Below are 25,328 nucleotides of genomic sequence, written 5' to 3'. Positions count from 1 at the left end.
CTGAGTCGCTAAGGTTCTAAGAAAAAAAACTTATAACCTTAGTGTATCAGTACCTTAATAAAAACAAAAAAGCTTTGTGATATTGAAATCTGAAACAAAAAACAAACAATAAAAACAAATATTTTACATGGAAACAAAAAACATAAAAGCTTTTGGTACAGAAGCTGCCGAAGCGCCTTTACAAACATTAGACATTCAGCGTAGGGCGGTATTGTCTCATGATGTAGAAATTGAGATTTTATACTGCGGAATTTGTCATTCTGATTTACACTCTGCAAGAAACGAATGGCACGGAACTATTTATCCAATCGTTCCGGGGCACGAAATTGTGGGAAGAGTAGTAAAAGTGGGAGATCATGTTAAGAACTTTAAAGTTGGTCAACTGGCAGGAGTAGGATGTATGGTCGATTCCTGCAGAGAATGTGAGCATTGTAAAAATGATTTGGAGCAATTTTGTGATGAAGGAAGTACATTAACTTTCAATTCACCGGACAAACATTTAGGCGGACAGACTTTTGGAGGATATTCTCAAAGTATTGTTGTTGATGAAAATTATGTATTACACATTTCAGACAAATTAGATCTTGCGGGAGTTGCACCTTTACTTTGTGCCGGAATTACAACATATTCTCCTTTAAAACACTGGAAAGTTGGTCCCGGACAAAAAGTAGGAATCGTAGGTATTGGTGGTTTAGGGCATATGGGAATCAAATTGGCAAAAGCTATGGGGGCTCATGTGGTGGTTTTTACTACTTCATTATCAAAAACAGAAGATGCAAAACGTTTGGGTGCAGACGAAGTAGTTTTGTCTACAGATCCGGAACAAATGGCAAAACATGCCAAAAGCCTGAATTTTATTCTGGATTGCGTTTCGGCAGAACACAATATCGATTCTTACCTGAATTTACTAAAAGTAGACGGAACATTAGCTTTGGTTGGAGCTCCAATGGATCCGCTTCCTGTAACTTCATTTAGCCTTATTTTAGGAAGAAGAAGTTTTGCTGGTTCTGCTATTGGCGGAATTGCCGAAACTCAGGAAATGCTTGATTTCTGCGCTGAGCATAATATCACTGCTGATATTGAAGTGATTGGTGTAAATGAAGTAAATGATGCTTACGAAAGATTATTAAAAGGTGATATTAAATATCGTTTTGTAATTGATATGGCTTCTCTTAAGTAACAAAGGTTCAAAGTAACAAAGGTTCAGAGGTTTATAAACTGTAAGCTTTTGCGCGAACTAAAAAGTTACACAGAATAAAAAAAGGTCTGACTCTATTTGAGTCAGGCCTTTTTTTATTCTTTTGGAAAACTTATACCATTTAATTATTAATTTTGAAAGTGAACCATTAATCCAGTTTTCCCTTGCAAAAATATCCGATTCCCGTTTTATCTGTTGGTAATATACTTGGAGAAGAAACTTTGGGTATTACCTTATTTCGCCATAGTGTTAAGGGAAGAAACGAATTTGAACAACCACATAAACATGATTTTTATCTCGTGTTTTTCGTTGAGAAAGGATCGGGAGTTCACTATGTCGATTTTACACAATATACAGTAAAGGATTATCAGGTGTATTTTATCAGGCCCGGACAAGTCCATAACTGGTCGCTTGATGTAGATACTACAGGATTTCAACTCATGCTTTCGGCAGATGTAATAACTATTTTCTCGAATTTAGGAGTGTTTCCTTTTTTTGAGCAAAGTGTACCGTCTTGTCTTTCTTTAACTCAGATAAAATTTGAGGAATTTAAAAATCAGTTACATGAAATCGAACTGGTATTGTCTGACAATGAAATGCTTACCAAAGAAATAGTACTGCTTCGTTTGCATTTAATGCTTAAGTTATTGCAAAAGGATTATTTGAATCAATTTCCGGAGCATGATTCTTCGACCAAACCCGAAAAAATGATCAGGAGGTTTAACGCCTTGATTGATGAGCATTTTAATCAGGAATCTTCGGTGAATTTTTATGCTAATAGATTAAATATTACTCCCAATTACCTTAATATTCTATCTCAGAAATATCTAAAAATTCCCGCAGGCGATGTAATAAAAGAAAGGACAATTCTCGAAGCAAAACGTTTGCTTACCAGTACTGATTTGTCTATCAAAGAAATAGCATATCAGTTGGGGTCTAATGATAATACCTATTTCAGCAAAGTATTTAAAAAATATACAGGCAAAACTCCGGGCGATTTTAAGCAAAGTTATAATTTTTACCATCCTTATCCGTAATATTACCGTTCTCGTTTTTAGTTTATCACGATTTTTGCAAAGCAATACATTCTATTTGTCGTCAGAGTGTTATTGCAAAATCGTATAACAAACTCAAAGAAGATAAAATATAATTTATGGAAGAGCATAAAATGAGCAGAAAAAAATTCTTAGGATTAGGAGCCGCAGCCACCGGTGCAGCCTTGTTTTCAGGAATTGGAGGCAATGCAGTAGCACAAGTATTGCCAGAAGAAAATAAAACAGCTTTGAACGAATATCTTTTAATGAATGTACGATTAGAAGATGGTTTTGAATACAATGAAAAGAATGAAGTAATTGCCACCAAAACAGCTTTATATAATTTGCACATTGCCGATGGTAAAATTAAAAGCATCATTACAGGAAAACCTGCTTTGAAATTAAAAACCGTTGATGGCAAAGGACTTTTAATGCTTCCGGGATTGCGAGATATGCACATCCATATTGATAAAACCTATTATGGCAGCGGAACCTGGAATGCTGCACCAAGAAAAGGTTATACGGTAAAAGATATGATTACGCTGGAGCAAAAGTTAATTCCGCAATTGTTACCGGATTCTCAGCATAAAGCGGAAGAGGCGATCAAACTAATGCAAAGTCAGGGAAGTTATTTTGCGCGTTGTCAATGTAATATCGATCCTGTAAGCGGATTAAAAAGTTTAGAACATTTGCAGGCAGCATTAGAGAAAAATAAAGATAGTTTTGGTTGGGAAATTGTTGCTTTCCCACAACACGGAATCTTATATTCGCAATCGGAATCTTTGTTAAGAGAATCGGCCAGTATGGGAATTGATTTCATAGGCGGACTAGATCCTACAAACGTTGATGGAAATATGGAAAAATCATTAGATACCATGTTTCAGATTGCAATTGATACGAATAAAGGTATTGACATACATTTGCATGAATCGCCTCCAGCCGGCAAATCTGCGATTGAATATATTATTAAAAGAACAGAGGAAAATAAACAACTACAAGGAAAAACCTATATCAGTCACGGATTTGCTTTAGCAAGAATGGATCCAAAAGACATGGAAAAAATAGCTGAGCAAATGGGAAATCTAGGAATAGGAGTAGTGTCTACGATTCCGATTGGGAAAACCATAATGCCAATTCCGACTTTGAAAAAATACGGTGTAAAATTAATGACCGGAACCGATAGTATTGTAGATCACTGGCAGCCTTTCGGGACTTGTGATATGCTCGAAAAAGCAAAACTCTGCGCACAGTTGTATGGCTGGACGGATGAGTATAGTTTAAGCCGCGCTTTGCATATTGCAACAAAAGATGAAATTTTACCACTTAACGATTCAGGAAAACGTGTTTGGCCTGCAGCAAATGACGAAGCCAATTTTATTTTGGTAAAAGCAACCTGCTCCGCCGAAGCCGTAGCACGTTTACCTAAAAGAGAAGGCGTTTTTTATAAAGGTAAAATGATTGCCGGCTCGCTAGGAGCCTAGGTTCAAAAAGGTATATTTTCAAAGCAACAAAGGCTTAATTTGTTATAGTATATCTTAAACGAATTAAATGTACATGTGGTGTGTCTTTATAAAACCTTTTAACCTTTGTAAATCAATACCTTTGTGCCTAAAAACAAAGAAACCCCTTAAGCAATTCAACTCTTAAGGGGTTTTTTGAAAATAAATAATAACCAATTAAATTTATTTCTTTTTGTCTAAGTCTTGTTTAAGCAATTTCGCATGCTCCAAATGAGCGGTAAGCGGTGCTATATTATTTGATGCCCAAAGTTTAACATCTTGATCTTTTGCGTCTTCAGTTGCTTTTTTCAATTTGTCAATTGCTTTTTCGTGTCCGTCGATCATCATATCGGCGAATTTTTTATCAAAGTCAAGACCTGATTTTTCATTTAGTTTTTTATATTCATCCTGACCTTCTTCAGTTAACGAAGTTGGTAAAGTGAAGTTTTTTGCTTTAGCTAAAGCGCTAACTTCAGAAGCTGATTTGGTATGCTCATCAACAAGCATTTTTCCAAATTTCTTCACTTCAGCATTGGTACTTTTGGTTTGAGCCAGTTTTCCAATTTCGATTTCAGCAAGATTTACTTCTGCGATATCTACTAAAAATTCCGAATCATCTTTTTTATCTGCAACAGAGTCAAATTTGGCTTCGTTGCTATCTTCTGCTACTTCTTTTGGATCTTCTTGTTTGGTTTCGTTTTTACAGGAATTCAAAAATATAATCAATAATCCTGCTCCTAAAATTGCTTTTCCGGCTAATACTATTTTTTTCATGATTTCATAGTTTAAATGTTATGATGTAAAATTATCCAGATTGTGTGAAGAATGTCTTACAGCATTTTTGAATAATGTTATATGATTTGGATACAGTAATAATATAGATTGCTATGTTAATAATGCATTATATTTTGTTTTTTTAAGAAAAACAACACATTTTTGTATAAGAAATACACTGTATATAACATCAGAATTTATAAAAATACCACAGATAAGAATAATAATTTAATTCGTGTCATAACATATTACAGTGCTATCTGGTTGATTTTGCCAAACCAATCCTATAAAAAAGGCAACTACAAAAAATAGTACAACTACAGAGACTGCTTCAGAGCACGGCTATCTGGAAATTGTAAAAGCGCTAATTGAAGCAGATGCACCCCATTTTATTAAAGAAGAATGGGAAATACCACTTTAGCATCAGCCCCAAAAAAAACAAGCATAAGTATATTGTTGAGTGTTTGATAAAACATTTCCGTATGGAATTGTTTTATCAAACTAAGTGATATTAAATAGTATTTGGTTCAAAAAATCAAGGTATTAGCTAAAATAAACAAATAACAAAAAAATGAAAAAAACATTCACCTACACAGACGACAAAAGCTCAAAATTCTGGAGCATAGAAGTAATCAGCAACAGCTTTACCGTTAACTACGGCAAAACAGGTACTACCGGACAAACACAAACGAAAACATTCGACACCGAAATGCAGTGCCAGAAAGAAGCAGACAAACTAATAGCCGAAAAAACAAAAAAAGGTTATATAGAAGAAGGCGCAGCAACGGCAGAAAGAGTATCCTTAGCAAAAGGAACGCTTGCAGAGCAAATAGCAGCACTGCAAAAACATTTTGAGTCCTGGGCCGCAACGCCTGCATGTAAAGAAATTCTGCAAGATCTGCTTGCACGCCTTGTAGCATGCAGGGACAATGCCGGCTGGCTTGAACTGGACCTGAAAGCCACCGATGGCACAGTGTACACCGCACAATTTGGCGCACCCAATGCAGCCCGCGCACCAAAAGACATGCCCGCATCTCACCGCAAAGCAGCAGCATTGCATGGCTCAGTAACGTTCGACAATGGCGATGTAGGCGGCTTCTATTGGGATGCATCCGGCGACTCAGGTTCTTTTGAAGGTTATGATGATTATGATTTTGAAGAAGACGAAGACGGAAAATTCAGCAGCAACGAAGAACGTTACAAAGATTTTGCACAGGCTGCACAAAACTGGTTCCTGCTCGACAAAGGACGTAAAAACAAATTAGGCGAACCGCTCATCATCACCTTTGACCACGGCGGAGATTTTAGTGATGCCCGCATATTTGGCGGCGACAAGCAACTGAATACAGCCTTCGGCATACCAGGATTCATTCTCCGAGTAATAAGCTATTACATACTGGAAAACGATCCACGCTTGGAAGATTGTGATATGGGATAATTTTTTTTGAACACAACTACAGTGCAACTATTAAAATAACAGACAGGATTTTAAGGATTTGCTGTTCCACATGTTAGCGCAGCGCATGTGGAACTACAGATAAAAATGGATTTCCAAATCCATTACATCATGGGATTACAAATCCCTATTAACAACCGTTCAGGATGTTCTGTGCTAACATCCCGAACAGCGAAAAGAAGCAAGGGCTGAAAGCCCGAAAGCAATAGCATAGGGCAACGCCCTATGAACAAGCAAATAAAAAAAGCCCTGAAAGGGCGTAAGCAATTATGAACAAAACAAACGAATATAATAACGCAATGGCTTTCGCCCTTTCAGGGCTTAGGTTTAGGTTCGCTACTATTCATAGGGAGTTGCCCTATGCTATTGCTTATGCGTCTTCAGTGCAGGATGCAAATTTTTCGAAACAACCTTTAATAAACAATCATGTAAATCCTGTAAATTCTGTCAAAAAAAATAAGTATAAATACAACAACCAGTACATTGCCCAATAGTATTACTATGGTACAAGTGTGCGAGGCAACAAAAGCCCAACAGTAGCAATGCTGCTTAGTACAAAAAATAAAAAAAAGATCTTATTAATTCTATCAAAACAAAAAACATATGCTATTACAAAACACAAAAAGTTTACGCAAATGCGAAATAAGCAAAGAAGAAATCTATAAGCTGATTGAAAAATCAAACATAGATAAAGAACTATTGGAATATCATATAGATTATGATGAAGAAAATGAATGGGGTTGTGATACATTGATATGTATAGGCGATCTTACCATCGATGGGAACTTTGAGTTGGGTGATAAAGTAAACAACCTCATTGTAACCGGTAACCTTACTGTAAATGGTTTGTTAGAGCACTATGATGATGAGCCAATCACATTTCTTTTTGTAGGCGGCAACTTCAAAGCTAAAAATCTTATAACTGGTGGCACGTTAGAAGTACTGGGTAATGTAGAAATAGAAGGCGCTCTTATAGGCCACTACAACGATTGTTCAGCCATTATACAAGGCAATGCAAAGGCCGAATTCTTTTATCCCGAAGAACATTTTTTTGAAATAAACGGTATAATCAATTTTGAAAAAGCTTACGGCAACACCTGGCGCGTAAATGAAAAGAAAAATAATATTGACTTTATGAGCGACAGGGCTTTTTACGACCTGGTTGATCATGCTATACTTAACGAGCCTGTAACCGATGAACAAATAGAAGAAGATGAAATGGACGAAATGGATGATTACTATGACACCATTAACGATAATGAATGGTATGACAGGTTACGTGAAGGAAAATCTTTTTACAAAGAAATATAAAAAATTATCTGCTGTTTGGTATGCGTTGGGCTAACATCCCAAACAGCAGGTTTTATTGTAAGTTTATTTGTAATAGGTTTTGTTTTATATTAGCGCAGCAGTTTACTATAACTGCAATTAAAAGTATAATATGAAAATCAGTACAATTATTTTAAATATTATATGTGGAGTCCTTTTATTAGCCTTTTTTATAGATATTGACGAATATATTCCAGGCTTAAGTAATTATATTCCATTTATTTGTTTGCCTTTACTATTATTTGATATATACCAATCAATAAAATATTTAAACAATAATTATGATAATGAAATTAGATTAAAAAGTAGTAATGATACTTATTTAAATATACTGCCTTTTATTTTTGGGCTTATGGCTTTTGTAGGTTCCATTATATTCTTTTCTGTTTATGAAAACGAAAAAATGATATCACTTCTTTTTTTTATTTCAGGTTTGTTATTGATTCTAAAAGGTGTAATTATTATTCCAAGTGCACTAATAAAACAGGAAAATAAAATCTTGTATTTTGAAAATGGAAAGCAAAAACATTTTATAGAAATAGAACAAATTGAAAGTATTGTATTTACTAAAGATGATTTGATCTTAAAGCTAAAAGATGGTAAAAATTGTTTTTTTCAGCATCTTGAATTACATCAAACTGATATTAATAATGCTACAATTTTTTTCCGAAAATATTTTGATCGAAATATAGAAATCAGTTAAAATTTAAAAGATAAAAATGAAACAAACATTATTTTTAATATTAGCCTCTATTTTAATTAGTTGCTGTAATTCTAAGTCAGAATATAAAACAATTGACTTTGAAAGTTTTGAGATAACCGTTCCTCAAGATTGGAGTCAAATTGAAATCAAGGGAACAGATAGTTATGTAGGAGGAGTTATTACGGAGAAAAAAGATACTTTAATTTTTGATATTGGTTGGTATTCGGGTGATGTGACTAAAAATAATATCTCTTTAGTATATGATAAAAAAAGTTATGCAGAATTAAGTAAAATACAAAAAGAGCTTTTAAAGAAAACGAAGCATTTAGTTGTAGATTCGATTTCCGGGAATATTGATTTTAAAAAGTATCTGAAGCAAAAATTTGTATCACAAAAAATTGATTGTTTTATGGCAAAGTTAATTACACCAGTAAATAAAGAGTTTGGTACAACTGGTATTTATATTGATAGTTTAGAAGGAAGTAAAAAAAACTTCAATAAAACAAGAATGTCTTTTTATGGACAAAATTTGAAAGAGAAAACAGAGAAAGAATTTATAAAAGCATTGAAAACGATTAAGTTTAAAGAGTATTGCCATTAAAAAAAAATAAAATCTTTTATAAACAAGGGTTAATAAAAAAATATGAAGAAAAAATACATTTGGATTCTGATAATTTTAGTTATAGTAGTTTTTATTACTATTCCGGTTTGCCATGTTTTAAAAACAAAATTGAATGAAACGGACAAGAAAACAGATATTCCGAATGGTTATGCCAACGATGCCAGCCAGCTTAATTTAACTAAAGTAGATACAATTATTAAAGTTCCTAATGATAAGAAGGAAATGATAAATCAGCTGAAAGAAGTTTTAAAGTATGCCCAGAAACATCATCTCAAAATTTCTATCGCAGGCGCTCAACACAGTATGGGCGGACATACTATTTATCCAGATGGGATTGTTTTAAATATGTTGCCCTACAAACATATGTCATTAGATGAAGTAAATAATGTATTAATTATTGGGTCTGGCGCCTTGTGGCAGGACGCAATTGAATATTTAGATCAATACGGAAAATCGATTGCAGTTATGCAGGCTTTTAGCTCGTTTTCGGTTGGAGGCTCTATAAGCGTAAATGGGCATGGCTGGCAAAAAGATTCAGCGCCAATTTCATCCTCAGTACTTTCTTTTACTTTAATGAATTATAAAGGTGAAGTTATCACTTGCAGCAGAGATAAAAATCCTGAATTGTTTAAACTTGTATTAGGTGGTTACGGACTTTTTGGTATTATTTTAGAAGTCAAACTTAAAGTGGTTGATAATAAAGCTTTACAATTTAAATATTTTCGTTTAAGTCCTGAAAATTATATTTCTTATTATAAAAAACTAATTCTGGATAACCCGAAGGTAAATTTAGTTTTTGGAAGGTTGAAGATTTCTAACAAAGAGTTTTTAGAAGAAGCAACTCTTAATTTCTTTGAAGAGGTTGATCAGAAACCATTACCAATTCATGAGCAAAATAATAAGAATGAAGAAACAAAACGATTGGTTTTTAGAAGCTCTGTACGTAGTGAATACGGAAAGCGTTTGCGCTGGGACTTAGAAATCGGAATGAATAAAATAACAAAACACAATGTCTTTTCGCGAAATGAATTACTGAACGACCATGTATCATTAATCGAAAACAAAGACCCAAATTCTACTGATTTATTGCAGGAATATTTTATTCCGGAACGAAATTTTAATCAATTTATAAAAGACATAAAGCCAGTTTTACTGCAATCGAAACTTGATTTACTTAATATAACTATTCGCGCTGTTAATAAAGACGAAGATACTTATATGAGTTATGCTAAAGAAGATGTTTTTGGATTTGTTTTTCTTTTCAACCAGAAAAAAAATGAAAAAGAAGAAAAGGAAATGAAAGTTTTAACGAATCAACTGGTAGATGTTGCAATTAAAAATAATGGCACATTTTATCTTCCGTATCGTTTGCATATTGATAGAGAGAAAATGAGAAAAGTTTATCCCGAATCTGATGAGTTCTTTAGATTAAAAAAGAAGTATGATCCAACAGAATTGTTTAGAAACCAATTTTATGATCATTACAAATAACGATTTACAACTATGCAAATTGAATCAAAATTCAGAAAATTATTTTGGGCGAGAATAGGAGCTGGTTTTCTGCTTTTCATGATTACAGTATATCTGTGTTTAAACAGTATTTCGCAATATTCCCGACTTATCAAAAATCCTGTATTTATTGTATCATTTATATTTATATTATTTTTCTTTTTTGCAGCATTGGATTTGTTGCGAACTTTCAAATTAATAATTACAGATCAGGGAATTGAAAAAATCTTATTAATTTCTGGTCAAAAACAGTATATTCCTTTTACAAGTATAATTGGTATTGAGAGAAGAAAAATCAGAATGCAAACTAAATCAGGATATTTAACTGATGGTTATAGTATAAGTATCATAAAATTAGAAAATAACAGGACTTTGGTTGTTTCTCCTGATAATTTCGAAAACTACGATGAGATTATGTTTGCTATCAAAAATAAGGTAGCGTAAAAAAGTAAATACTCTGATGCTCGTTAATAATCTCTTTTTTTGAAGAAAATATTATTGTCATTATCAAAAGTTTGTTTATTTCGTATAGGCATTACTACTTTTATTTTCAGAATAACAAGGTTCTTTTTTATTGAAAATACAATGTGGAAAGCGAACATCTACCGAATCTTTTAATGTGTATGTTTTTGTACTGTCGATTACGCCATTTTTATTGTAATACTTCCATTCACCAAGCTTAAAATTATTTTTAACCTCGCCTTCTTCTTTTAAAATTTCTTTTGAATAATTCTGAGTTTTGCCATCCCATTTACTGTAATAATATTTCTTTAAATTACCTGTTCCGTTTATAAGTGTACTATTGTAATCTAAAAATGTAAAAATAGTTTCATTTGGGGTATATTGAATACCATACATACTTGGATAGGGATTATTGGCAATAATAATATTTTGACTTACTGGTAGGCCTTTTAAAATACCAACATTATAAAAAACGCCATTACATGCTCCAAAATATATTTCAAGGCTATCAACTAACTTATTATTAAAAAAAAGAAATCCATTTTTAATAGAATATTCTTTTTTTACGGTTAAGATATTTTTAGCAGTGCTCAAATTATAATAGCTTTGTTTTTCATCATAATAATTATTGGCTCGCCAATAATCTCTTTTTTTGAGGGAAATATTATTGTCATTACCACAAGCTTGTTTATTTCGTATAGGTATTACTACTTTTACAATTGGCTTATTTTCTTTCTTTATTTGAGCATTGCAATTATAAAAAATGAACAGAATTGCTATAAAAAAAAGTTTTTTCATTTTATTTCTTTTCTATATTGATTTCAACTCCTTTCTTAAAAAATGATTTATTTAATATCTCTCCTTTTTCATTATAAGTAATCCACTGACCATCTTTTTTATCATCTTTATATCTTCCTATAATTTTAATTATGGCATATTTATATTCATAATAGCCATGTTTTTCTCCTTTTTTGTATGTAATAATTTCGGAATCTCCAGTATCACTCGAATGTTTCCATATTCCATCTTTTCTTCCGTTTTTATAAAATCCTGACCATTCTCCAAGTGAAAAATATCCATTACGAATACCATTGACATAATATTCTTCACCTACAAATTCTCCCTTATTAAAATAAATAAAATGCCCGTGTTTTTTCCCATTTTTATATTCTGCTATCTGATTAGCAACATAACCAATTCCTTTAACATATCCTTGATATATTACTTGTCCATTAAGGTTTTTGGGAATGCCCATTTTATCAAAATCATCTTTATCAAAAACAGAATAATTTTTCATTTGAGCAAATATATGTATGCTACTAGCACACAGTAAAAAATATAAAGTAAAGTTATATTTCATGATTTCTTAGTTATAATATTTGATAGTCTCTTCTTGCATCAAGTCCCAATGCCATTTAAAAAATGATATTAAATTATTTTTATTAGGACTTTCTTCATCTTTTTTAGAATCATAATCCATGATATTATCGGTAGTACCACGTTCGAACACACACAAATTTATTAATCTTTGAAAATCTTCTAAATCACATATATTGGTATTTAATTCTATATTTTCATTTTCGATTTTTTGTTTCTGGTCATTGATTGCTTCTTGCTGTTCTTTTTGTATTTCACCTACACTTTTCTTTGTACCATCCTTAAATTTTATTATTTCGGATGCTGATTTATTCTTAAACTGCTTTAAAAAATCTTCTTTATCTTTTATGTTTTTTTCAAAAACCTTTATGTTATTTTCGTTAATTTTAATATTGCTTTCAAGATTCAATATATTTGCATTATTTTTGTTTTTCTCCGTAAATACATGCTCAAGACCTAAACAGTGACCAATCTCATGCAAATAGGTAATTTTTGAATTTACTCCTCTAGTTCCTATAATAACTGCCTGATTATTTCGAGGATAGGTCCAGGAAAAACCTGATTCTTTTCCTTTTTGATGGAAAACAGTCATGAAAACGAAAATTCCTTTAAAATTTTTATTCTTTTCCTTTGCTAATTTAATTAATTCATCTTTTAATAAATTATTATCTTCTGGAAATCTAGGTTGTTTCATTCCTTCAGGTATGTCAATTAATTTTCTGTTTTTAAAATCTTCAAAATCGATTTTTAAAAATTCTATTTCGGCTACAGATTTATCGACAAAAACTGGATTTATTAAAGCTTGATTAAGAGAGTTACTACTAAGAGTCTTTTTTAAATCAGAAAAAAAAGGATCATCAAACGCATCAAATACTTTAGAATAATAACTTTTTGATGTGTCAGCTTCATCCACAATTATGAATTTTATTGGTAAATTATATTTAACTGAATTTTTTATGATGTTTAATTTTCCTATTGTTTGATTATTTTTGTTAAATGCTTCAATAGCAACATCACTATTTAAATCTTGATTACATGTGATTAAAATTTCTGTATCATTTGCTTCTTTTGCATTTAGAGTATTTGGAATAATTTTAATCCCAATTGGTGGTTCTAGCCGAATTATATCAGTGTCATCCAGATCTCCTTTTTTTAGTGTTACAGATAGTTTTAACCTTACATCTACACCAGTTTTACTTCTATGTTCTTTAAATAAACTTAACCAAGGAATATAATAATCTTCACTGTTTATTTTAAAAGGAGAACCGTCAATATTTGAATATAATTTTTTTAAATCCTCAAGACCATCAATACAAATTCCTTCTAAATATTCATCTCTCATCCAATCGAAGCCAAACTCTCCATTATAAGAATCCAAATGCCTAAATTGAACTATAAAATCCGCATCCGTTTTTTCTATTACACTAGGCACAGGCGCACCAATAGTATCAATATCTGTAATTAAATTTCGTTGTCCGCAATCTGTAATTTTGATATCAATACTTCCGTATTCGCATTTTATGGTGCTTCTTAAAAGTACAGGTAACTGATCCTGAAAATATACAGTTCCGGGATCTTTCCAATCGGTAAGTTTCATTACCGAGGCACATGGGCTGGAACTGTAAGGGCTTTTTTTGCAATTGCCTTTAAAGATCAGACTTGTCATATCTTTTTCTACGACTGTAACAACACGTTTGTCTTGTATGCTTGGGGTATCAAAATTTGCTTTTAGGTCTCCATCTGGAACGGTACATAAATCGCACCTGATTTTGGCCCCATCGATAACAAATTTTAAACCATCTTCGGCGTTTTCTTTTTCTTCACGCATTTTTCGTTTTAAAGTATTATCCGGTTTTGCCATTATAAAAGAAGGTTAACATTATAAAAAGTGTTTATTTTTTCAGATCCGTATTTTGCAAACAGGATTTTAGTAAAGTTGAAAAAACAGAATTCTTTTATAGGCCCTTATAAGTTATATGAATAACAGAATAAGACTTTTAACTACATAAAAAAAACAGGAATAATAGGTGAGGATTTTTTTCAAAGAACAAAAAAGACGATACACTTTTTAGTATATCGTCTTTTGTTTATAATAGATAAATTTTTAAATGAACTGGTAAAAAAACTTTACTCTACACCCAAATAAGGATTTAAAATTTCGGCTAATTCGTTGAGCCAGTAAAAACTGTTTTCGAGGCTGGCTCTTTCGTTTTGAAACGTTTCGTGTTCTCTCATAAGTCCAAGGGCAAGTATGTAATTTGCTTGTCTTATTGCTTTTGCCATACCTTGTGGATCGATGGTATGATTAAAAAAATTCATCAGCCTGGTTTCGGCTTCTTTCGAAAGGGTGTTTGTACTCATAATGTCGTAGTTTGAGAATATAAAAACCCCTGTATCTTAGCGTTTCTAACGCCTACGACAGCGCCTACGGTCGTTTCCGATACCGCACACATAATACAAGGGCAAATCTTATTTCGTTCTTAAGGTCGTAGTTTAAGAGCCGCAAATATAGCAAAATCCATTATTCTTTTTATAATAACTTTCTTATGAAACCGAATATCCTAGCCCTGATGGGAGGGAAAATCCTTTTGTGCCGGGGTTCGGCACAAAAGATTGGAAGGACAGCAGGAAATAGCTCCTGAAAATTCTAATAACAAAATTGCATTCCTGATTAAAAGTAAAAATTGAATGTTTATTTCGACAAACGATCTCAGCTGTAGTTAATTATGAAAAGTTATAACAGAATTATATAACGGTTAATTCTTTCTTTTTGAGGAATTTTGGTAAACCATACATTGATTATTAATCTAAAAACTTTTAGTCATGGCAAATCCACGAATTAAAAATGAGGAACAATACGAAGCTCTTGTAAAAAAGGGTTACAGTAAAGAAAAATCGGCCCGAATTGCTAATACTCCAGATGCAGGCGAAAAAGGAGGAAGAGCAAAGCCTTATGAAGAATGGACAAAAGAAGAATTGTACCAACAGGCTAAAAGAGTTGGTATTCAGGGACGTTCGTACATGAACAAAAAAAATCTGATTAAATCCTTACGTACCAATTAAACTAATTATGCCACAGAGAAACGGATGAATTAAATATATCGGAAAACATTTTAAAAATCTGAAATCTGTGGCAAAATAAAGCAACCAACTACCATGAATGCAGCAGCAAAAACCGAAAAATTAATGAATCAATTGATTAAAACACCGCATTTGGTGCTTGAAAAATTAGATTTGGTTTATATCAATAATAATCAAAAATTGCCTATTGAACGCTGTAAATGCGAAGAGGGTTTTGTTTATAAAAAAAACGGACGCTGTATTAAACAAAAAAGCGAGCTTAAACGCATAAAGAGTCTGGTGCTTCCGCCGGCGTGGGAGAATGTTCAGATTTCGGATTTGCCAAACGGACATTTGCAAGCGGTTGGTCTGGATGATAAAAACAGAAAACAATACCGATATCACCCTAAGTGGAATTTGATCAGAAATCAAACTAAATTCTACAAAATAGCCGAGTTTGGAAGCAAATTACCCGCTATAAGGGAAAAAGTCGATCTGGATTTGGAACAAAAAGAATGGTCTAAAGAAAAAGTGATTGCTCTGGTGATTCGGTTAATGGAAGAAACCCACATTAGGATTGGAAACGAGAAATATGCCAAAGACAATAAATCGTACGGACTTTCGACTTTAAGAAAACGACATATCAACATTAATAAAAATTCGCTCAAGTTTGAATTTACAGGTAAAAAAGGAGTGAAGCACACGATTACAACCCGAAATAAGAAATTGATAAAACTGGTAAGCCGCTGTGAGGAAATTCCGGGTTGGGAAGTTTTTAAATATTATGATAAAAACGGCGAACGTAAAGTACTCGACAGCCATATGGTAAACGAATACTTGCATGAAATTTCGGGAGAGTATTTTAGTGCCAAAGATTTTAGAACCTGGGCAGCTTCTATCGTGTTTTTTGAAACTTTGATGGAAATTGGAATCACTACAGATGAAAAAGAAATCAAAAAGAACATTTTGACTGCTTTTGATACTACAGCCGAAGCTTTGGGCAATACGAGAAATGTATGTAAAAATTATTACGTTCATCCGTTATTGGTTTCTACTTACGAAGACGGTTCGATTGAGCAATATTTTGAACGTGCTAAAAAATGCCGAAGCAACAAAGAGTATTTTTCGCATAGCGAAATTGCCTTTTCGGAACTCATACAAAACTATCAGGTCGATTTATTGTAAAACGGCTTTGATTACGATAATAAAAGAATTTTTGGAGTTAATACATCTCTTTAAAAAGTATGAAATTTGAGTAACAAACAAAATCATTATTAATTAAAAAATCACACTTATGTTACGTTATACAGTCATTTTTATTATTCTTGCGATCATCGCCGGAATATTTGGTTTTACCGGAATTGCAGCCGGAGCCGCCAGTATCGCTAAAGTTTTATTCTTCATATTTTTAGTTTTATTCGTTATATCTCTAATTACCGGAAGAAAAAGAATTTAGTCAGCATAGTAAATAAAATAACAATCAAAAAACGACACATATATTCAGGTAAATGTGTCGTTTATATTTTCAAAAAATAAAAAACAAGAATTATGGGAACGAAAAGCGGTGCTTACCAGGACGTTTACATCAAAAGAGACGATGAAATGGTAAGTTTAAAAAACGATGTAACAGATTTTTGCGAAAAATATATCAAACCTGTACATCCTCAAAATTGGGACTGGTCAACACGGGATTTCGAAAATCCTAAAAACGATCCTACAGTTGACGAGGCAAGAGCGATAGGAAACGTCGTTTTTAAGGATTTAAACGATAAAAAGCAGACAGACGTAGATTTGTCTACAATGAACAACGTTGAGTCAATTAAGGCCTATTTAAATCCAAAAAGCAAATATGAAGCTTTTAACATGGAAGAATTTGCTTTTGCTTTGAAAGTTGAACTCGAACACGGAAAAATTAAAGATGTCAATGTAACCAACAATCATCCGTTTCTAACAGCAATGATTGCATTGGCACACATGACCGAAAGCCTGACTTATTACAAAAGACTGAAAGTAATGGAAGCCGAAGGTGAGATTTACGAAATCATGCGTAAAATTGAACAGGTTTCTTCTGGAAAAGACGAATTATACAAAGAACTCATAGCTGCCGAAGAAGAACTAAAAGAGGCAAGGGCAGGACTGGCAGAGCGCCTGGAAAAAATGGACGATATTCCGGTTCTGGAAAAAATTGGGGATTAGGTTTTTTTAAGGTTCAAAGGGGCAAAGGTTCTGAGGGACTAAGGTTGAAAATAGAAGTGAAAAGACAAAGGTTCAAAGGGGCAAAGGTTCTGAGGGGCTAAGGTTGAAAATGAAAATGAAAATGAAAAGACAAAGGTTCAAAGAAGAAAGATAAAGTATATAAACTTTTAACCTTTGCCTCTTTGAACCTTTGTAGCTTTGTAGCTTTCTCTATCTCTGAACATCATCTTCGATATATTCTTCGCCTTCGTCATCTTCATCGTCGTCATCAAGATCTTCAAGGTCGTCTTCGGTTTCATTAAAATCGTCTGATGGGTTATCAAGTTCATCGTTTACTTCATTGAGTTCATTTCCGTCAATATCCAGTTCGGCATCTTCATCTTCCAGTTCAACTTCATACACATCATTGTTGTCCTCCAGATCACGGTCTGTATGAAAATCATCATTTAAGTCATCATCGAGATCAAGATCATCCTCATCTGGATTTGGTTTATTAGGATTGTGTCCGTCTCTTACCGTATAACCGCGATTAGCGATCTCTTCGTTACTGTCTTTTGTTTCTTTTGTTCTGTCTAAATCAAAGAATTCGTCATTGACTGCATTGTTTCTGTCGTATGAATTATGATTTTTAAAAACGCTGTTTTTTTTATTTGAAGTATCCATGATATTTGAATTTTAAATATTTGTATATCACAAATCTAGGTATGAAATATGTCGTTTCTATTATAAGATTATCAATTGTAATTGTATAATTAACAGATGATTATGTTTTGATGATTCCATAAAAAAATCCGCTATAAACAATAGCGGATTTTTTTATTTTCCTGAAAAATGAGTGTAGCAGTAAAAGAATTCTAATTATCATTTCTTTCTAAATCATCGTCATCAAAATGATCTTCATCTTCGATATGTTCTTCATCATCAAAATCTTCTGGTTGATTAAAATCATCTTCATTTTCCTGATTATTAGTGATGTAATCGTCTTCATTGACTACTTGCTCTTCATTCGGAATATTTTCATTTCTGATAATATGGTCTTTTTGCAGGAGCTTGTCGATAGCATTATCAATCAAAATAGCAGTATCTACATCCAAATGTCCCTGCTGGTATTTTTGATGAAAGAAAAGTATGGCTTCCTGATAAATAGTATCTGTATGTGCTTTCATGGCAATTATGTTTAAAATTTAAGTCATACAAATTTATCTCCCGTTCAAACGAATTGTCTTACAGAATTCTAAAATCAAGTTGTATAATCTGCAGGTGATTAGCTTGCAACTTTAATGGTTAATGATGTAACCTGACTGATAATCAAGGTGGTAATTTTGAGTATTATTAATCCATAAAATTATTACCATGAAAACTATAGTGAGTAAAAAAGAAACTACTGCAAAACCGGGAGTCAAAAAAGGAGTAACCAAGCCTAAGTCAAATGCAGCATCCGGATTGACAGAATTGTTTGAAGACGGACTAAAAGACATTTACTGGGCAGAAAAAGCCTTGACAAAAGCGCTTCCAACGATGGCTAAAAATGCAACATCACCAGAATTAATCGATGCAATAAACCATCATTTAGTCGAAACTGAAGAACATATAACACGTTTAGAGAAAGTTTTTGCACTTATTCACCAAAAGGCAACCGCAAAAAAATGCGATGCTATGGAAGGCCTAATTGAAGAAGGAAAAGGAATTCTGGAAGAAACCGAAATAGGAGTAGTACGTGACGCCGGAATTATTGCAGCAAGTCAGAAAATAGAGCATTATGAAATAGCAACTTACGGGACTTTAAGACAATTTGCAGAAACGCTTGGTCTGACCGAAGCCGCTTCGATCTTGGAACTAACATTAGACGAAGAAAAAGGCGCTGACAAAAAATTGACAGAAGTAGCTGTTAATGCAGTAAACCTTGAAGCTGCAGAAGCTGATTAAGAAGTAAATAACAGACTAAAAAGTGTGACTTAAAGTTGCACTTTTTTGCTTTAAAAAATAAAGTATTATGCCAGAAGGTCCATCAATATTGATTTTAAAAGAAGAAGTACAGCAGTTTTCGGGACAAAAGATCATTTCGGTTTCCGGGAATAGTTCTATTGATATTCAACGAATGCATCATCAGGTCATAAAATCCTTTAAAACCTGGGGAAAGCATTTTTTGATTTGTTTTGAGGACTTTACGGTAAAAATTCACCTGCTCATGTTTGGTACTTATCGCATTAATGAACGAAAAGAAACGGTGCCCAGACTAAGTTTAGTCTTTAAAAACGGCGAACTTAACTTTTATACCTGTTCAATTAAAATTCTGGAAGGCGATATAAACAATTATTACAATTGGAGCGAAGATGTAATGAATGATTCCTGGGATCCTGAAAAGGCAAAACAGAGTTTAGAAGCCATACCAAACGAAATGATTTGCGACGCTCTTTTAGAACAAAATATTTTTGCCGGAGTAGGGAATATTATCAAAAACGAAGTTTTGTATCGATGCCGGATTCATCCGGAATCATTGACAGGGAAAATTCCGCCGGAAGATCTCAGCTGGATTATTAGCGAGGCTTCGATTTATAGTTTTGAATTTTTATACTGGAAGAAAAAATTTGAATTGAAAAAACACTGGCTGGCACACAACAAAAAAATGTGTTTGCGATGCAATCTTCCGCTAATCAGAAAACACACAGGAAAGAAAAACCGCAGAAGTTTTTTCTGTACCAACTGTCAAAAATTACACATATGAAAAATAAGTTTTTAATAGGCTGTTCAAGTTACAATAACAGGTTCTGGAAGGGAATTTTCTACCCTGACAATATGTCTGGTTCAGGGTTCTTTGAGTTTTATTTCCAGCACTTTAACACGTATGAGTTCAACGGAAGCTTTTATAGGTTTCCAACGGTTAAAATTTTTGAAAACTGGTATAAAAAAGCACCGGAAAATTTTATTTTTTCAGTAAAAGCGCCTAAAGAAATTACACATATTCGCAAATTTACAGACTGCGAAAACCTGTTATCAGAGTTTTATAATGTTTGTAAAACCGGTTTAAAAGAGAAATTAGGCTGTATATTATTCCAGTTTCCGCCCAGTTATTCGTTTACCGCAGCAAAACTCCGTCAGATAATCGATAATGTAGACTTAACGTTTCAAAATGTAATTGAATTTCGTCATGAAAGTTGGTGGAATCAGGAAGTCTGGGACGCCTTTTTAGTAAACAATATTACCTTTTGCAGTGTAAGTCACCCGCAATTGCCACAAACTATTTTTAAAGATTTTCCGCTTATTTATATCAGATTGCATGGAACTCCTAAGATGTTTTATTCAAGTTATAGTGCTAAAGAATTACTTGATATAAAACGTGTAATTAATTCTAAATCAGGATTTTTGTATTTTAATAATACGGCAAGTGAAGCCGGAATTTTAAATGCTTTAGAGTTAAAACATATGTTGGAATGATCTAAAAGCTTAAACACAAAAGTTATAAAAAAATTAGCCACAGATTTAAGGATTCAAAGGATTTTAAAATCACTGTAATCTTTTAAATCTGTGGCTAAAAAACTTTGTGCTTTTTGACGTTAAATCTTTATAACTTCAAATTACCTTCAATTCCGTCATCCATTGTTTTACCGCTTACCATTGCAACGGCCATTTTAGCAATAGCGACCATTTTCCCGTTTTTGTTGTTCCAGTAATAACCATCTTCCGGAATTACCTTGATTACGCTTAAATTCCGGTCATCTTCGCCGCCTGGCATCCAAACCTTCACAATTGGATCGTATAATTCTTTAATTGTTTCCCTGTCGTACGAAATAGAAGCGTTACCATGAATGGTAAGGAATTTGTCGTGTGGCTCAGAAAAAAAGAGCTCAACCTGAGGATTAAGGCTAATTTCGGCATTATGGCTGCTGTTTCGGTCTGATAGAAACCAAAGCTGGCCTGAATCATCAATTTTCTGAACAGACATTGGGCGTGATTGTAGTCTGTATTCGTCGTAAGTGCAAAACATGCACGTTTTTATATTTTCTGCAAGATCTTTTATTTTATCTACAGCAAATTCGTTCGTAAGGTCTTTGTGATCTCCCATGGCTTTATACTTTTTAAATTGTGATATATTATTTTATAAAATTCTCATTTAGTGGTTACTAAAATCACGAATTTCATCAAAAACTTAATACTTGTAAAGTTGCCATTTTTATGCTTTTTGAGCTTACATAATTCAGTTTTTAAATTATGAGATTTCAATTATAGTGTTTTGGAGTGATAATCGAAAAGGCATTGATTAATCTATAAATTTGGTTATCTTTGGAGAAGAACAATTCTCAAATTTGCAAATACCACATGACTGATTTTACTATATTTTATACAGATGACGATGAAGATGATTTAAGCATTTTTACAGATGCCGTAGAATCATTATCCAAAAAAATACAGCTTCAGACATATTCAGGAGGAGAAAAGTTGCTAACGGCTATTTATAATCCGCCCCCAACGCCACATGTAGTGTTTTTAGATTTGAACATGCCGGGTAAAAACGGATTTGATGTTTTGTCTGAGCTTAAAAATTCAGAAAAGAAAAATGACATTCCTGTTGTTATTTTCTCGACTTCAAATGAGCCGAGCATTATTGAAAGATGCCGTAATTTGGGAGCGAGTTTATTTATCACAAAACCTGTTTTGATGAAAGATATCGTAAAATCGATCGAACACGCCATCGAAATTGACTGGACAAAGTTTCATCCAACAGATAAAGATTTCGTATACAAATCCTAACTCAATTACTGGATTACCGGAATGTAAATATCAAAAGTAGCACCTTTATCTTTTTCGCCCCTTGCGGTAATAATGCCTTTGTGGTTTTCTACAATCTTTTTTACAATGGCAAGTCCAATTCCCGTTCCGGCAAACTCATTTTCTGTATTTAAGCGCTGAAAAACCTCAAAAATGCGATCCTTATATTCCGGGTCAAAACCAATTCCGTTATCAGAAACCTGAAGATGGTAATACATTTTATCCGGATAATTTATTTCCTGTTTTATTCGGGTTCCTCTTATTCTTTTTGCTTTGATTTCGACAACCGGATCAACTTCTTTTCTGGAGAATTTTAACGCATTCCCGACTAGATTATGAAGTAATTGTCTAAACTGAAACGGAATAATAGTCGCTTGTCCTAAAGGATAAAAGTTAATTTGCGCATTTTTTTCTTCGATACGTTCAGAAAAATCACTTTTGATTTCTTCGGCAATATCGTCCATATTGGTTTTTACAAAAACTCTTTCGGCAGAGTTGGTTCTGGAATATTCTAAAAGATCCTGGATTAAAGTCTGCATTCTCTTTGCCGAAAATTCAATTCGGTTGAGGTATGTTTTGGCTTTCGCCGAAATATTCTGTTCATCCAGATCAGACAATCGGCTGGCAAAAGTCTGAATTTTGCGAAGTGGTTCCTGCAAGTCATGACTTGATATATAAGCAAAAGACTGGAGTTCAATATTCATATTAATCAAATCCCTGTTTTTGATTTCCAGCTGTTCCGTACGTTCAAAAACTTCTTTTTCCAGCTGATTGGTAAAATTCTTTTGATCGTGAATATCAGTACTTGTACCTACCCACATCTGAATTTTTCCCTGAGCATCTTTTTGAGCAATAGCGCGGCTTAGCTGCCATCTGTATTCGCCATCATAACGTCGAAATCGATGTTCCAGTAAAAAATCTTTTCCTGTTTTTACAGCTTCCATCCAGGCGTTAACATTGGCTTCGCGATCTTCAGGATGCACAATCTGAAGCCATCCTTTTTTAGTAATTTCTTCAACCGGTATTCCGGAATAGGTATAAACAGACTGGTTAAAATAATTGAGATTTCCCAAAGGATCACTTGTCCAGATATGCTGCGGCATCGAATCAGCAAGAAGCCTGAATTTTTGTTCGCTTTTAATCAAAGTCTCCTGATTGTTTTTCTCATCTGTAATATCCATCACAGTTCCCAGCATTTTTACAGGCTTTTTATTTTCGTCAAAAAAGATCTTGCCGTGTGCCCTGATCCACGAAATTGAATTATCAGGTTTAATAATTCGCGATTCGTATTTGTAAATACTGGTTTTAAGCGCCATTTTATAAGCTTCTTCTACAATTTGCTTATCATCCGGATGCATTTGCTCTTTGATCTCCGGACGTGTCAATTTTAAGGCTTTATCATGTCCGAAAATAGTAACTAAATTTTCAGAGTAAATCAATTCCTGAGTTGGTACATTTAAATCCCAGGTTGCGATTTCGGCAATTTCAGCAGCTAATCGGGCTCTTTCTTCGGCATCTTCGACCTTTTTACGCGCTTCTACTTTTGAGGTTACATCATTAACCGTTACCATAACTCCAGAGGGATTTCCTTCTTTCTCCAGTAACGGAGTATATTGATAATCCAGATAGAACTTTTTAGGTTCTCCTTTTATGTTCACATAAGCAATTGATTCGTTTTCGCGTACAATTTTCTTATTCAGAACAACCTGATCCAGCAACTCAGGATATTTTTGTTCCAGCAATTCAGGGAAAACTTCAAGAATAGGTTTTCCAATCGTTTCCTTTTTCTTCTTTTGCCAGATTGTTTTCATCATAGCATTGTTCGCCATTTCAATAATATGATCTTTTCCCCTAAAAATGGCCATTGCAATAGGAGAGTCCATCACCAGTTCTCTAAATGCCTTTTCACTTTCAGTCAGTAAATGCCTTGCTTTTACAGCTTCTGTAACTTCATAGGTCACAATAATAACACCTTCAATAGCATTGTTTTCGTCTTTTAAAGGATGAAAAACCAAATTAAAGTAGCAAACCTCCTGTTTTTCATAACGATTCAGTGTAACCTCTAATTCGTCGGTATAATACGGGATTCCGTCTTCATAGACTTTAGAAAGTAACGGATATACTTTGTCTTTTGCCTCAGGAACCAATGCAAAAACAGGCTTTCCCACAATCTGATCTTCTGTTTTATCTACAATTTGCAAGTAAGTTGCATTAGCCATTTCTACCACCAAATCAGCACCTTTAAGAATCGCAATTCCAAGCGGAAGCTGTTTTACCGTGTTTCTAAAGCGTTTCTCACTTTCCTCAACAGCAAAACGCGAAATTACCTGAACCGTCACATCGTTTGCAATTGCAACAATACCGGAAATTGTTCCGTCAGGTTCTTTCAAAGCTTCGTAAACAACATTGATAAAAGTATTTTCGATCTTGCCTTTTCGGGTTAACTTAACCGGAAGTTCATACGCCATAAACTTTTCTCCCGTAGTATAAACATCTTCCAGAATTGCTTCTAAACCCTGATCTCTTACTTCTGGCAGCGCATCAAAAACAGGCTGATTGATAACATCTTCTATTTTTCGTTCCCAGATTTCGAGCATCAAGTCATTTGCAATTTCAATTACATGGTCTTTTCCCCTAAAAATGCACATGGCATTAGGAGTTTGTAAAATATTATTTCGATAACGTTCGTTGCTGTTTTCCAGCTTTTTATGAATTTTTACCTTTTCGGTAGTTTCATTACAAATAACCAATACGCCGGTTACTTCGCCTTCATCATTGTTTACAGGACTATAGCTAAAAGTCCAGTAAACATCTTCCATTTTTCCGTTTCTGTAAATTGGTAATAATTGGTCTTCGTGCCAGGTTGCTTCTCCTTCAGTTAATACCTGATCGATTAATGGTTTTATAAAATCCCAGATTTCCGGCCAGAATTCAGCACCTTTTTGTCCTAAAATAGCAGGATGTTTACCATCATTTCCAAGACTTGGGCGATAAGCATCATTATAAAAACAAATATGATCCGGTCCCCAGAATAAAAACATGGGAAATTTTGAATTTAAAAGAATACCCAGAGTAGTGCGTAAACTTTGTGGCCATGAATCAACAGAGCCAACAGGAGTTGAACTCCAGTCTTTGGCGCGTGTTAATGCACCCATTTCGCCTCCATTCGCCAGAAAATTGTGATTTACAGTACTCATTAAAAGTGGTTTTGTTTTGGATTAAAACAATAAAGCATCAGTATTACGTATTTAGGATTTTAGGAATAAGCTCCGGATAATTGTTAAAATTAGTAAAATAAATATTGATTCTATTTCGATTTTTTTGAATGAGATAATATAAAAA

Annotated in this window: 26 protein-coding genes; 17 read left to right on the top strand and 9 right to left on the bottom strand. The window is 33.5% G+C overall.

Annotated elements, in window-relative coordinates; all coding sequences use genetic code 11:
• Positions 1-127 precede the first annotated feature (127 nt).
• From A4F88_RS04100 to A4F88_RS04090, 3 genes are all read left to right on the top strand, one after another.
• Entirely contained in the window at positions 128-1,180 is a 1,053-nt protein-coding gene (locus A4F88_RS04100; RefSeq protein ID WP_068841231.1) for an NAD(P)-dependent alcohol dehydrogenase, read from the top strand.
• A gap of 182 nt (positions 1,181-1,362) precedes the next feature.
• Positions 1,363-2,235 (top strand): helix-turn-helix domain-containing protein, encoded by an 873-nt coding sequence (locus tag A4F88_RS04095; protein WP_068841230.1) that lies wholly within the window; start codon positions 1,363-1,365, stop codon positions 2,233-2,235.
• Between the two features lie 116 nt (positions 2,236-2,351).
• Positions 2,352-3,713 carry an amidohydrolase gene (locus A4F88_RS04090; RefSeq protein WP_178368476.1) on the top strand — a complete coding sequence of 454 codons (1,362 nt, stop codon included), beginning with the start codon at positions 2,352-2,354 and terminating at the stop codon, positions 3,711-3,713.
• A gap of 201 nt (positions 3,714-3,914) precedes the next feature.
• On the opposite strand, the gene A4F88_RS04085 is transcribed toward A4F88_RS04090, so the two are convergent.
• Complete coding sequence (locus tag A4F88_RS04085; protein ID WP_068841228.1) at positions 3,915-4,505, bottom strand: DUF4142 domain-containing protein; 591 nt, start codon at positions 4,503-4,505, stop codon at positions 3,915-3,917.
• Positions 4,506-5,076: 571 nt separating this feature from the next.
• On the opposite strand from A4F88_RS04085, the gene A4F88_RS04080 reads away from it, so the two are divergent.
• The 6 genes from A4F88_RS04080 (at position 5,077) to A4F88_RS04050 (ending at position 10,568) form a co-directional block, all read left to right on the top strand.
• Positions 5,077-5,943: a WGR domain-containing protein gene (locus A4F88_RS04080; RefSeq protein ID WP_068841227.1), complete on the top strand. Its 867-nt coding sequence runs from the start codon at positions 5,077-5,079 to the stop codon at positions 5,941-5,943.
• A gap of 621 nt (positions 5,944-6,564) precedes the next feature.
• Positions 6,565-7,272 (top strand): hypothetical protein, encoded by a 708-nt coding sequence (locus A4F88_RS04070; protein ID WP_068841225.1) that lies wholly within the window; start codon positions 6,565-6,567, stop codon positions 7,270-7,272.
• A gap of 130 nt (positions 7,273-7,402) precedes the next feature.
• Positions 7,403-7,993 (top strand): hypothetical protein, encoded by a 591-nt coding sequence (locus A4F88_RS04065; protein WP_068841224.1) that lies wholly within the window; start codon positions 7,403-7,405, stop codon positions 7,991-7,993.
• Positions 7,994-8,009: 16 nt separating this feature from the next.
• Positions 8,010-8,594, top strand: coding sequence for a hypothetical protein (locus A4F88_RS04060; RefSeq protein WP_068841223.1), 585 nt, complete (start codon positions 8,010-8,012; stop codon positions 8,592-8,594).
• Between the two features lie 42 nt (positions 8,595-8,636).
• Positions 8,637-10,106, top strand: coding sequence for an FAD-binding oxidoreductase (locus A4F88_RS04055; RefSeq protein WP_068841222.1), 1,470 nt, complete (start codon positions 8,637-8,639; stop codon positions 10,104-10,106).
• A gap of 12 nt (positions 10,107-10,118) precedes the next feature.
• Positions 10,119-10,568, top strand: a complete 450-nt coding sequence (locus A4F88_RS04050; protein ID WP_068841221.1) for a hypothetical protein — start codon at positions 10,119-10,121, stop codon at positions 10,566-10,568.
• 75 nt (positions 10,569-10,643) lie between these two features.
• On the opposite strand, the gene A4F88_RS04045 is transcribed toward A4F88_RS04050, so the two are convergent.
• The 4 genes from A4F88_RS04045 to A4F88_RS04030 form a co-directional block, all read right to left on the bottom strand.
• Positions 10,644-11,384, bottom strand: coding sequence for a hypothetical protein (locus tag A4F88_RS04045; protein WP_068841220.1), 741 nt, complete (start codon positions 11,382-11,384; stop codon positions 10,644-10,646).
• Position 11,385: 1 nt separating this feature from the next.
• Positions 11,386-11,946, bottom strand: coding sequence for a toxin-antitoxin system YwqK family antitoxin (locus A4F88_RS04040; RefSeq protein WP_143154983.1), 561 nt, complete (start codon positions 11,944-11,946; stop codon positions 11,386-11,388).
• Between the two features lie 6 nt (positions 11,947-11,952).
• On the bottom strand, positions 11,953-13,824 hold the full coding sequence (locus A4F88_RS04035; RefSeq protein ID WP_068841218.1) for a PAAR-like protein: 1,872 nt from the start codon (positions 13,822-13,824) through the stop codon (positions 11,953-11,955).
• Between the two features lie 266 nt (positions 13,825-14,090).
• A complete protein-coding gene (locus A4F88_RS04030; protein ID WP_068841217.1) occupies positions 14,091-14,324 on the bottom strand; it encodes a hypothetical protein in 234 nt (77 codons plus the stop codon).
• Between the two features lie 462 nt (positions 14,325-14,786).
• On the opposite strand from A4F88_RS04030, the gene A4F88_RS04025 reads away from it, so the two are divergent.
• The 4 genes from A4F88_RS04025 (at position 14,787) to A4F88_RS04010 (ending at position 17,219) form a co-directional block, all read left to right on the top strand.
• On the top strand, positions 14,787-15,026 hold the full coding sequence (locus A4F88_RS04025) for a DUF7218 family protein (protein WP_068841216.1): 240 nt from the start codon (positions 14,787-14,789) through the stop codon (positions 15,024-15,026).
• A gap of 93 nt (positions 15,027-15,119) precedes the next feature.
• The gene (locus tag A4F88_RS04020) at positions 15,120-16,208 is read left to right on the top strand and encodes a DNA topoisomerase IB (protein ID WP_068841215.1); all 1,089 of its coding nucleotides are present in this window, start codon (positions 15,120-15,122) and stop codon (positions 16,206-16,208) included.
• Positions 16,209-16,317: 109 nt separating this feature from the next.
• Entirely contained in the window at positions 16,318-16,479 is a 162-nt protein-coding gene (locus tag A4F88_RS04015) for a DUF1328 domain-containing protein (protein ID WP_068841214.1), read from the top strand.
• A gap of 92 nt (positions 16,480-16,571) precedes the next feature.
• Entirely contained in the window at positions 16,572-17,219 is a 648-nt protein-coding gene (locus A4F88_RS04010; RefSeq protein WP_068841213.1) for a DUF5661 family protein, read from the top strand.
• A gap of 210 nt (positions 17,220-17,429) precedes the next feature.
• Here A4F88_RS04010 and A4F88_RS04005 read toward each other — a convergent pair whose 3' ends face one another.
• Both A4F88_RS04005 and A4F88_RS04000 read right to left on the bottom strand, forming a co-directional pair.
• A complete protein-coding gene (locus tag A4F88_RS04005) occupies positions 17,430-17,882 on the bottom strand; it encodes a hypothetical protein (protein WP_068841212.1) in 453 nt (150 codons plus the stop codon).
• 191 nt (positions 17,883-18,073) lie between these two features.
• Positions 18,074-18,385: a hypothetical protein gene (locus A4F88_RS04000; RefSeq protein WP_068841211.1), complete on the bottom strand. Its 312-nt coding sequence runs from the start codon at positions 18,383-18,385 to the stop codon at positions 18,074-18,076.
• Between the two features lie 187 nt (positions 18,386-18,572).
• On the opposite strand from A4F88_RS04000, the gene A4F88_RS03995 reads away from it, so the two are divergent.
• From A4F88_RS03995 to A4F88_RS03985, 3 genes are all read left to right on the top strand, one after another.
• Positions 18,573-19,145, top strand: a complete 573-nt coding sequence (locus tag A4F88_RS03995; RefSeq protein ID WP_068841210.1) for a YciE/YciF ferroxidase family protein — start codon at positions 18,573-18,575, stop codon at positions 19,143-19,145.
• Between the two features lie 67 nt (positions 19,146-19,212).
• Positions 19,213-19,944: a DNA-formamidopyrimidine glycosylase family protein gene (locus A4F88_RS03990; RefSeq protein WP_068841209.1), complete on the top strand. Its 732-nt coding sequence runs from the start codon at positions 19,213-19,215 to the stop codon at positions 19,942-19,944.
• Positions 19,941-20,654, top strand: coding sequence for a DUF72 domain-containing protein (locus A4F88_RS03985; RefSeq protein ID WP_068841208.1), 714 nt, complete (start codon positions 19,941-19,943; stop codon positions 20,652-20,654). Before A4F88_RS03990 ends, A4F88_RS03985 begins: the two co-directional genes overlap by 4 nt.
• A 127-nt stretch (positions 20,655-20,781) precedes the next feature.
• Here A4F88_RS03985 and A4F88_RS03980 read toward each other — a convergent pair whose 3' ends face one another.
• Entirely contained in the window at positions 20,782-21,282 is a 501-nt protein-coding gene (locus A4F88_RS03980; RefSeq protein ID WP_068841207.1) for a pyridoxamine 5'-phosphate oxidase family protein, read from the bottom strand.
• 254 nt (positions 21,283-21,536) lie between these two features.
• Here A4F88_RS03980 and A4F88_RS03975 point away from each other — a divergent pair, with 254 nt between their 5' ends.
• Complete coding sequence (locus tag A4F88_RS03975; protein ID WP_068841206.1) at positions 21,537-21,968, top strand: response regulator; 432 nt, start codon at positions 21,537-21,539, stop codon at positions 21,966-21,968.
• A gap of 5 nt (positions 21,969-21,973) precedes the next feature.
• Here A4F88_RS03975 and A4F88_RS03970 read toward each other — a convergent pair whose 3' ends face one another.
• Positions 21,974-25,183 (bottom strand): PAS domain-containing sensor histidine kinase, encoded by a 3,210-nt coding sequence (locus A4F88_RS03970; protein WP_068841205.1) that lies wholly within the window; start codon positions 25,181-25,183, stop codon positions 21,974-21,976.
• Positions 25,184-25,328 lie beyond the last annotated feature (145 nt).

Source organism: Flavobacterium chilense (assembly GCF_001602525.1).
Lineage (GTDB): Bacteria > Bacteroidota > Bacteroidia > Flavobacteriales > Flavobacteriaceae > Flavobacterium > Flavobacterium chilense.
This window is presented reverse-complemented; position numbering and strand designations above follow the sequence as displayed.

Coding starts and splice junctions, on each gene's coding strand:
- A4F88_RS04000 (WP_068841211.1), bottom strand. CDS start 18,385: ATGAAAGCACATACAGATACTATTTATCAGGAAGCCATACTTTTCTTT.
- A4F88_RS04035 (WP_068841218.1), bottom strand. CDS start 13,824: ATGGCAAAACCGGATAATACTTTAAAACGAAAAATGCGTGAAGAAAAA.
- A4F88_RS03990 (WP_068841209.1), top strand. CDS start 19,213: ATGCCAGAAGGTCCATCAATATTGATTTTAAAAGAAGAAGTACAGCAG.
- A4F88_RS03970 (WP_068841205.1), bottom strand. CDS start 25,183: ATGAGTACTGTAAATCACAATTTTCTGGCGAATGGAGGCGAAATGGGT.
- A4F88_RS04050 (WP_068841221.1), top strand. CDS start 10,119: ATGCAAATTGAATCAAAATTCAGAAAATTATTTTGGGCGAGAATAGGA.
- A4F88_RS04085 (WP_068841228.1), bottom strand. CDS start 4,505: ATGAAAAAAATAGTATTAGCCGGAAAAGCAATTTTAGGAGCAGGATTA.
- A4F88_RS03985 (WP_068841208.1), top strand. CDS start 19,941: ATGAAAAATAAGTTTTTAATAGGCTGTTCAAGTTACAATAACAGGTTC.
- A4F88_RS04005 (WP_068841212.1), bottom strand. CDS start 17,882: ATGGATACTTCAAATAAAAAAAACAGCGTTTTTAAAAATCATAATTCA.
- A4F88_RS04010 (WP_068841213.1), top strand. CDS start 16,572: ATGGGAACGAAAAGCGGTGCTTACCAGGACGTTTACATCAAAAGAGAC.
- A4F88_RS04070 (WP_068841225.1), top strand. CDS start 6,565: ATGCTATTACAAAACACAAAAAGTTTACGCAAATGCGAAATAAGCAAA.
- A4F88_RS04065 (WP_068841224.1), top strand. CDS start 7,403: ATGAAAATCAGTACAATTATTTTAAATATTATATGTGGAGTCCTTTTA.
- A4F88_RS04025 (WP_068841216.1), top strand. CDS start 14,787: ATGGCAAATCCACGAATTAAAAATGAGGAACAATACGAAGCTCTTGTA.
- A4F88_RS04045 (WP_068841220.1), bottom strand. CDS start 11,384: ATGAAAAAACTTTTTTTTATAGCAATTCTGTTCATTTTTTATAATTGC.
- A4F88_RS04015 (WP_068841214.1), top strand. CDS start 16,318: ATGTTACGTTATACAGTCATTTTTATTATTCTTGCGATCATCGCCGGA.
- A4F88_RS04040 (WP_143154983.1), bottom strand. CDS start 11,946: ATGAAATATAACTTTACTTTATATTTTTTACTGTGTGCTAGTAGCATA.
- A4F88_RS03975 (WP_068841206.1), top strand. CDS start 21,537: ATGACTGATTTTACTATATTTTATACAGATGACGATGAAGATGATTTA.
- A4F88_RS04055 (WP_068841222.1), top strand. CDS start 8,637: ATGAAGAAAAAATACATTTGGATTCTGATAATTTTAGTTATAGTAGTT.
- A4F88_RS04030 (WP_068841217.1), bottom strand. CDS start 14,324: ATGAGTACAAACACCCTTTCGAAAGAAGCCGAAACCAGGCTGATGAAT.
- A4F88_RS04020 (WP_068841215.1), top strand. CDS start 15,120: ATGAATGCAGCAGCAAAAACCGAAAAATTAATGAATCAATTGATTAAA.
- A4F88_RS04090 (WP_178368476.1), top strand. CDS start 2,352: ATGGAAGAGCATAAAATGAGCAGAAAAAAATTCTTAGGATTAGGAGCC.
- A4F88_RS03980 (WP_068841207.1), bottom strand. CDS start 21,282: ATGGGAGATCACAAAGACCTTACGAACGAATTTGCTGTAGATAAAATA.
- A4F88_RS04060 (WP_068841223.1), top strand. CDS start 8,010: ATGAAACAAACATTATTTTTAATATTAGCCTCTATTTTAATTAGTTGC.
- A4F88_RS04100 (WP_068841231.1), top strand. CDS start 128: ATGGAAACAAAAAACATAAAAGCTTTTGGTACAGAAGCTGCCGAAGCG.
- A4F88_RS03995 (WP_068841210.1), top strand. CDS start 18,573: ATGAAAACTATAGTGAGTAAAAAAGAAACTACTGCAAAACCGGGAGTC.
- A4F88_RS04080 (WP_068841227.1), top strand. CDS start 5,077: ATGAAAAAAACATTCACCTACACAGACGACAAAAGCTCAAAATTCTGG.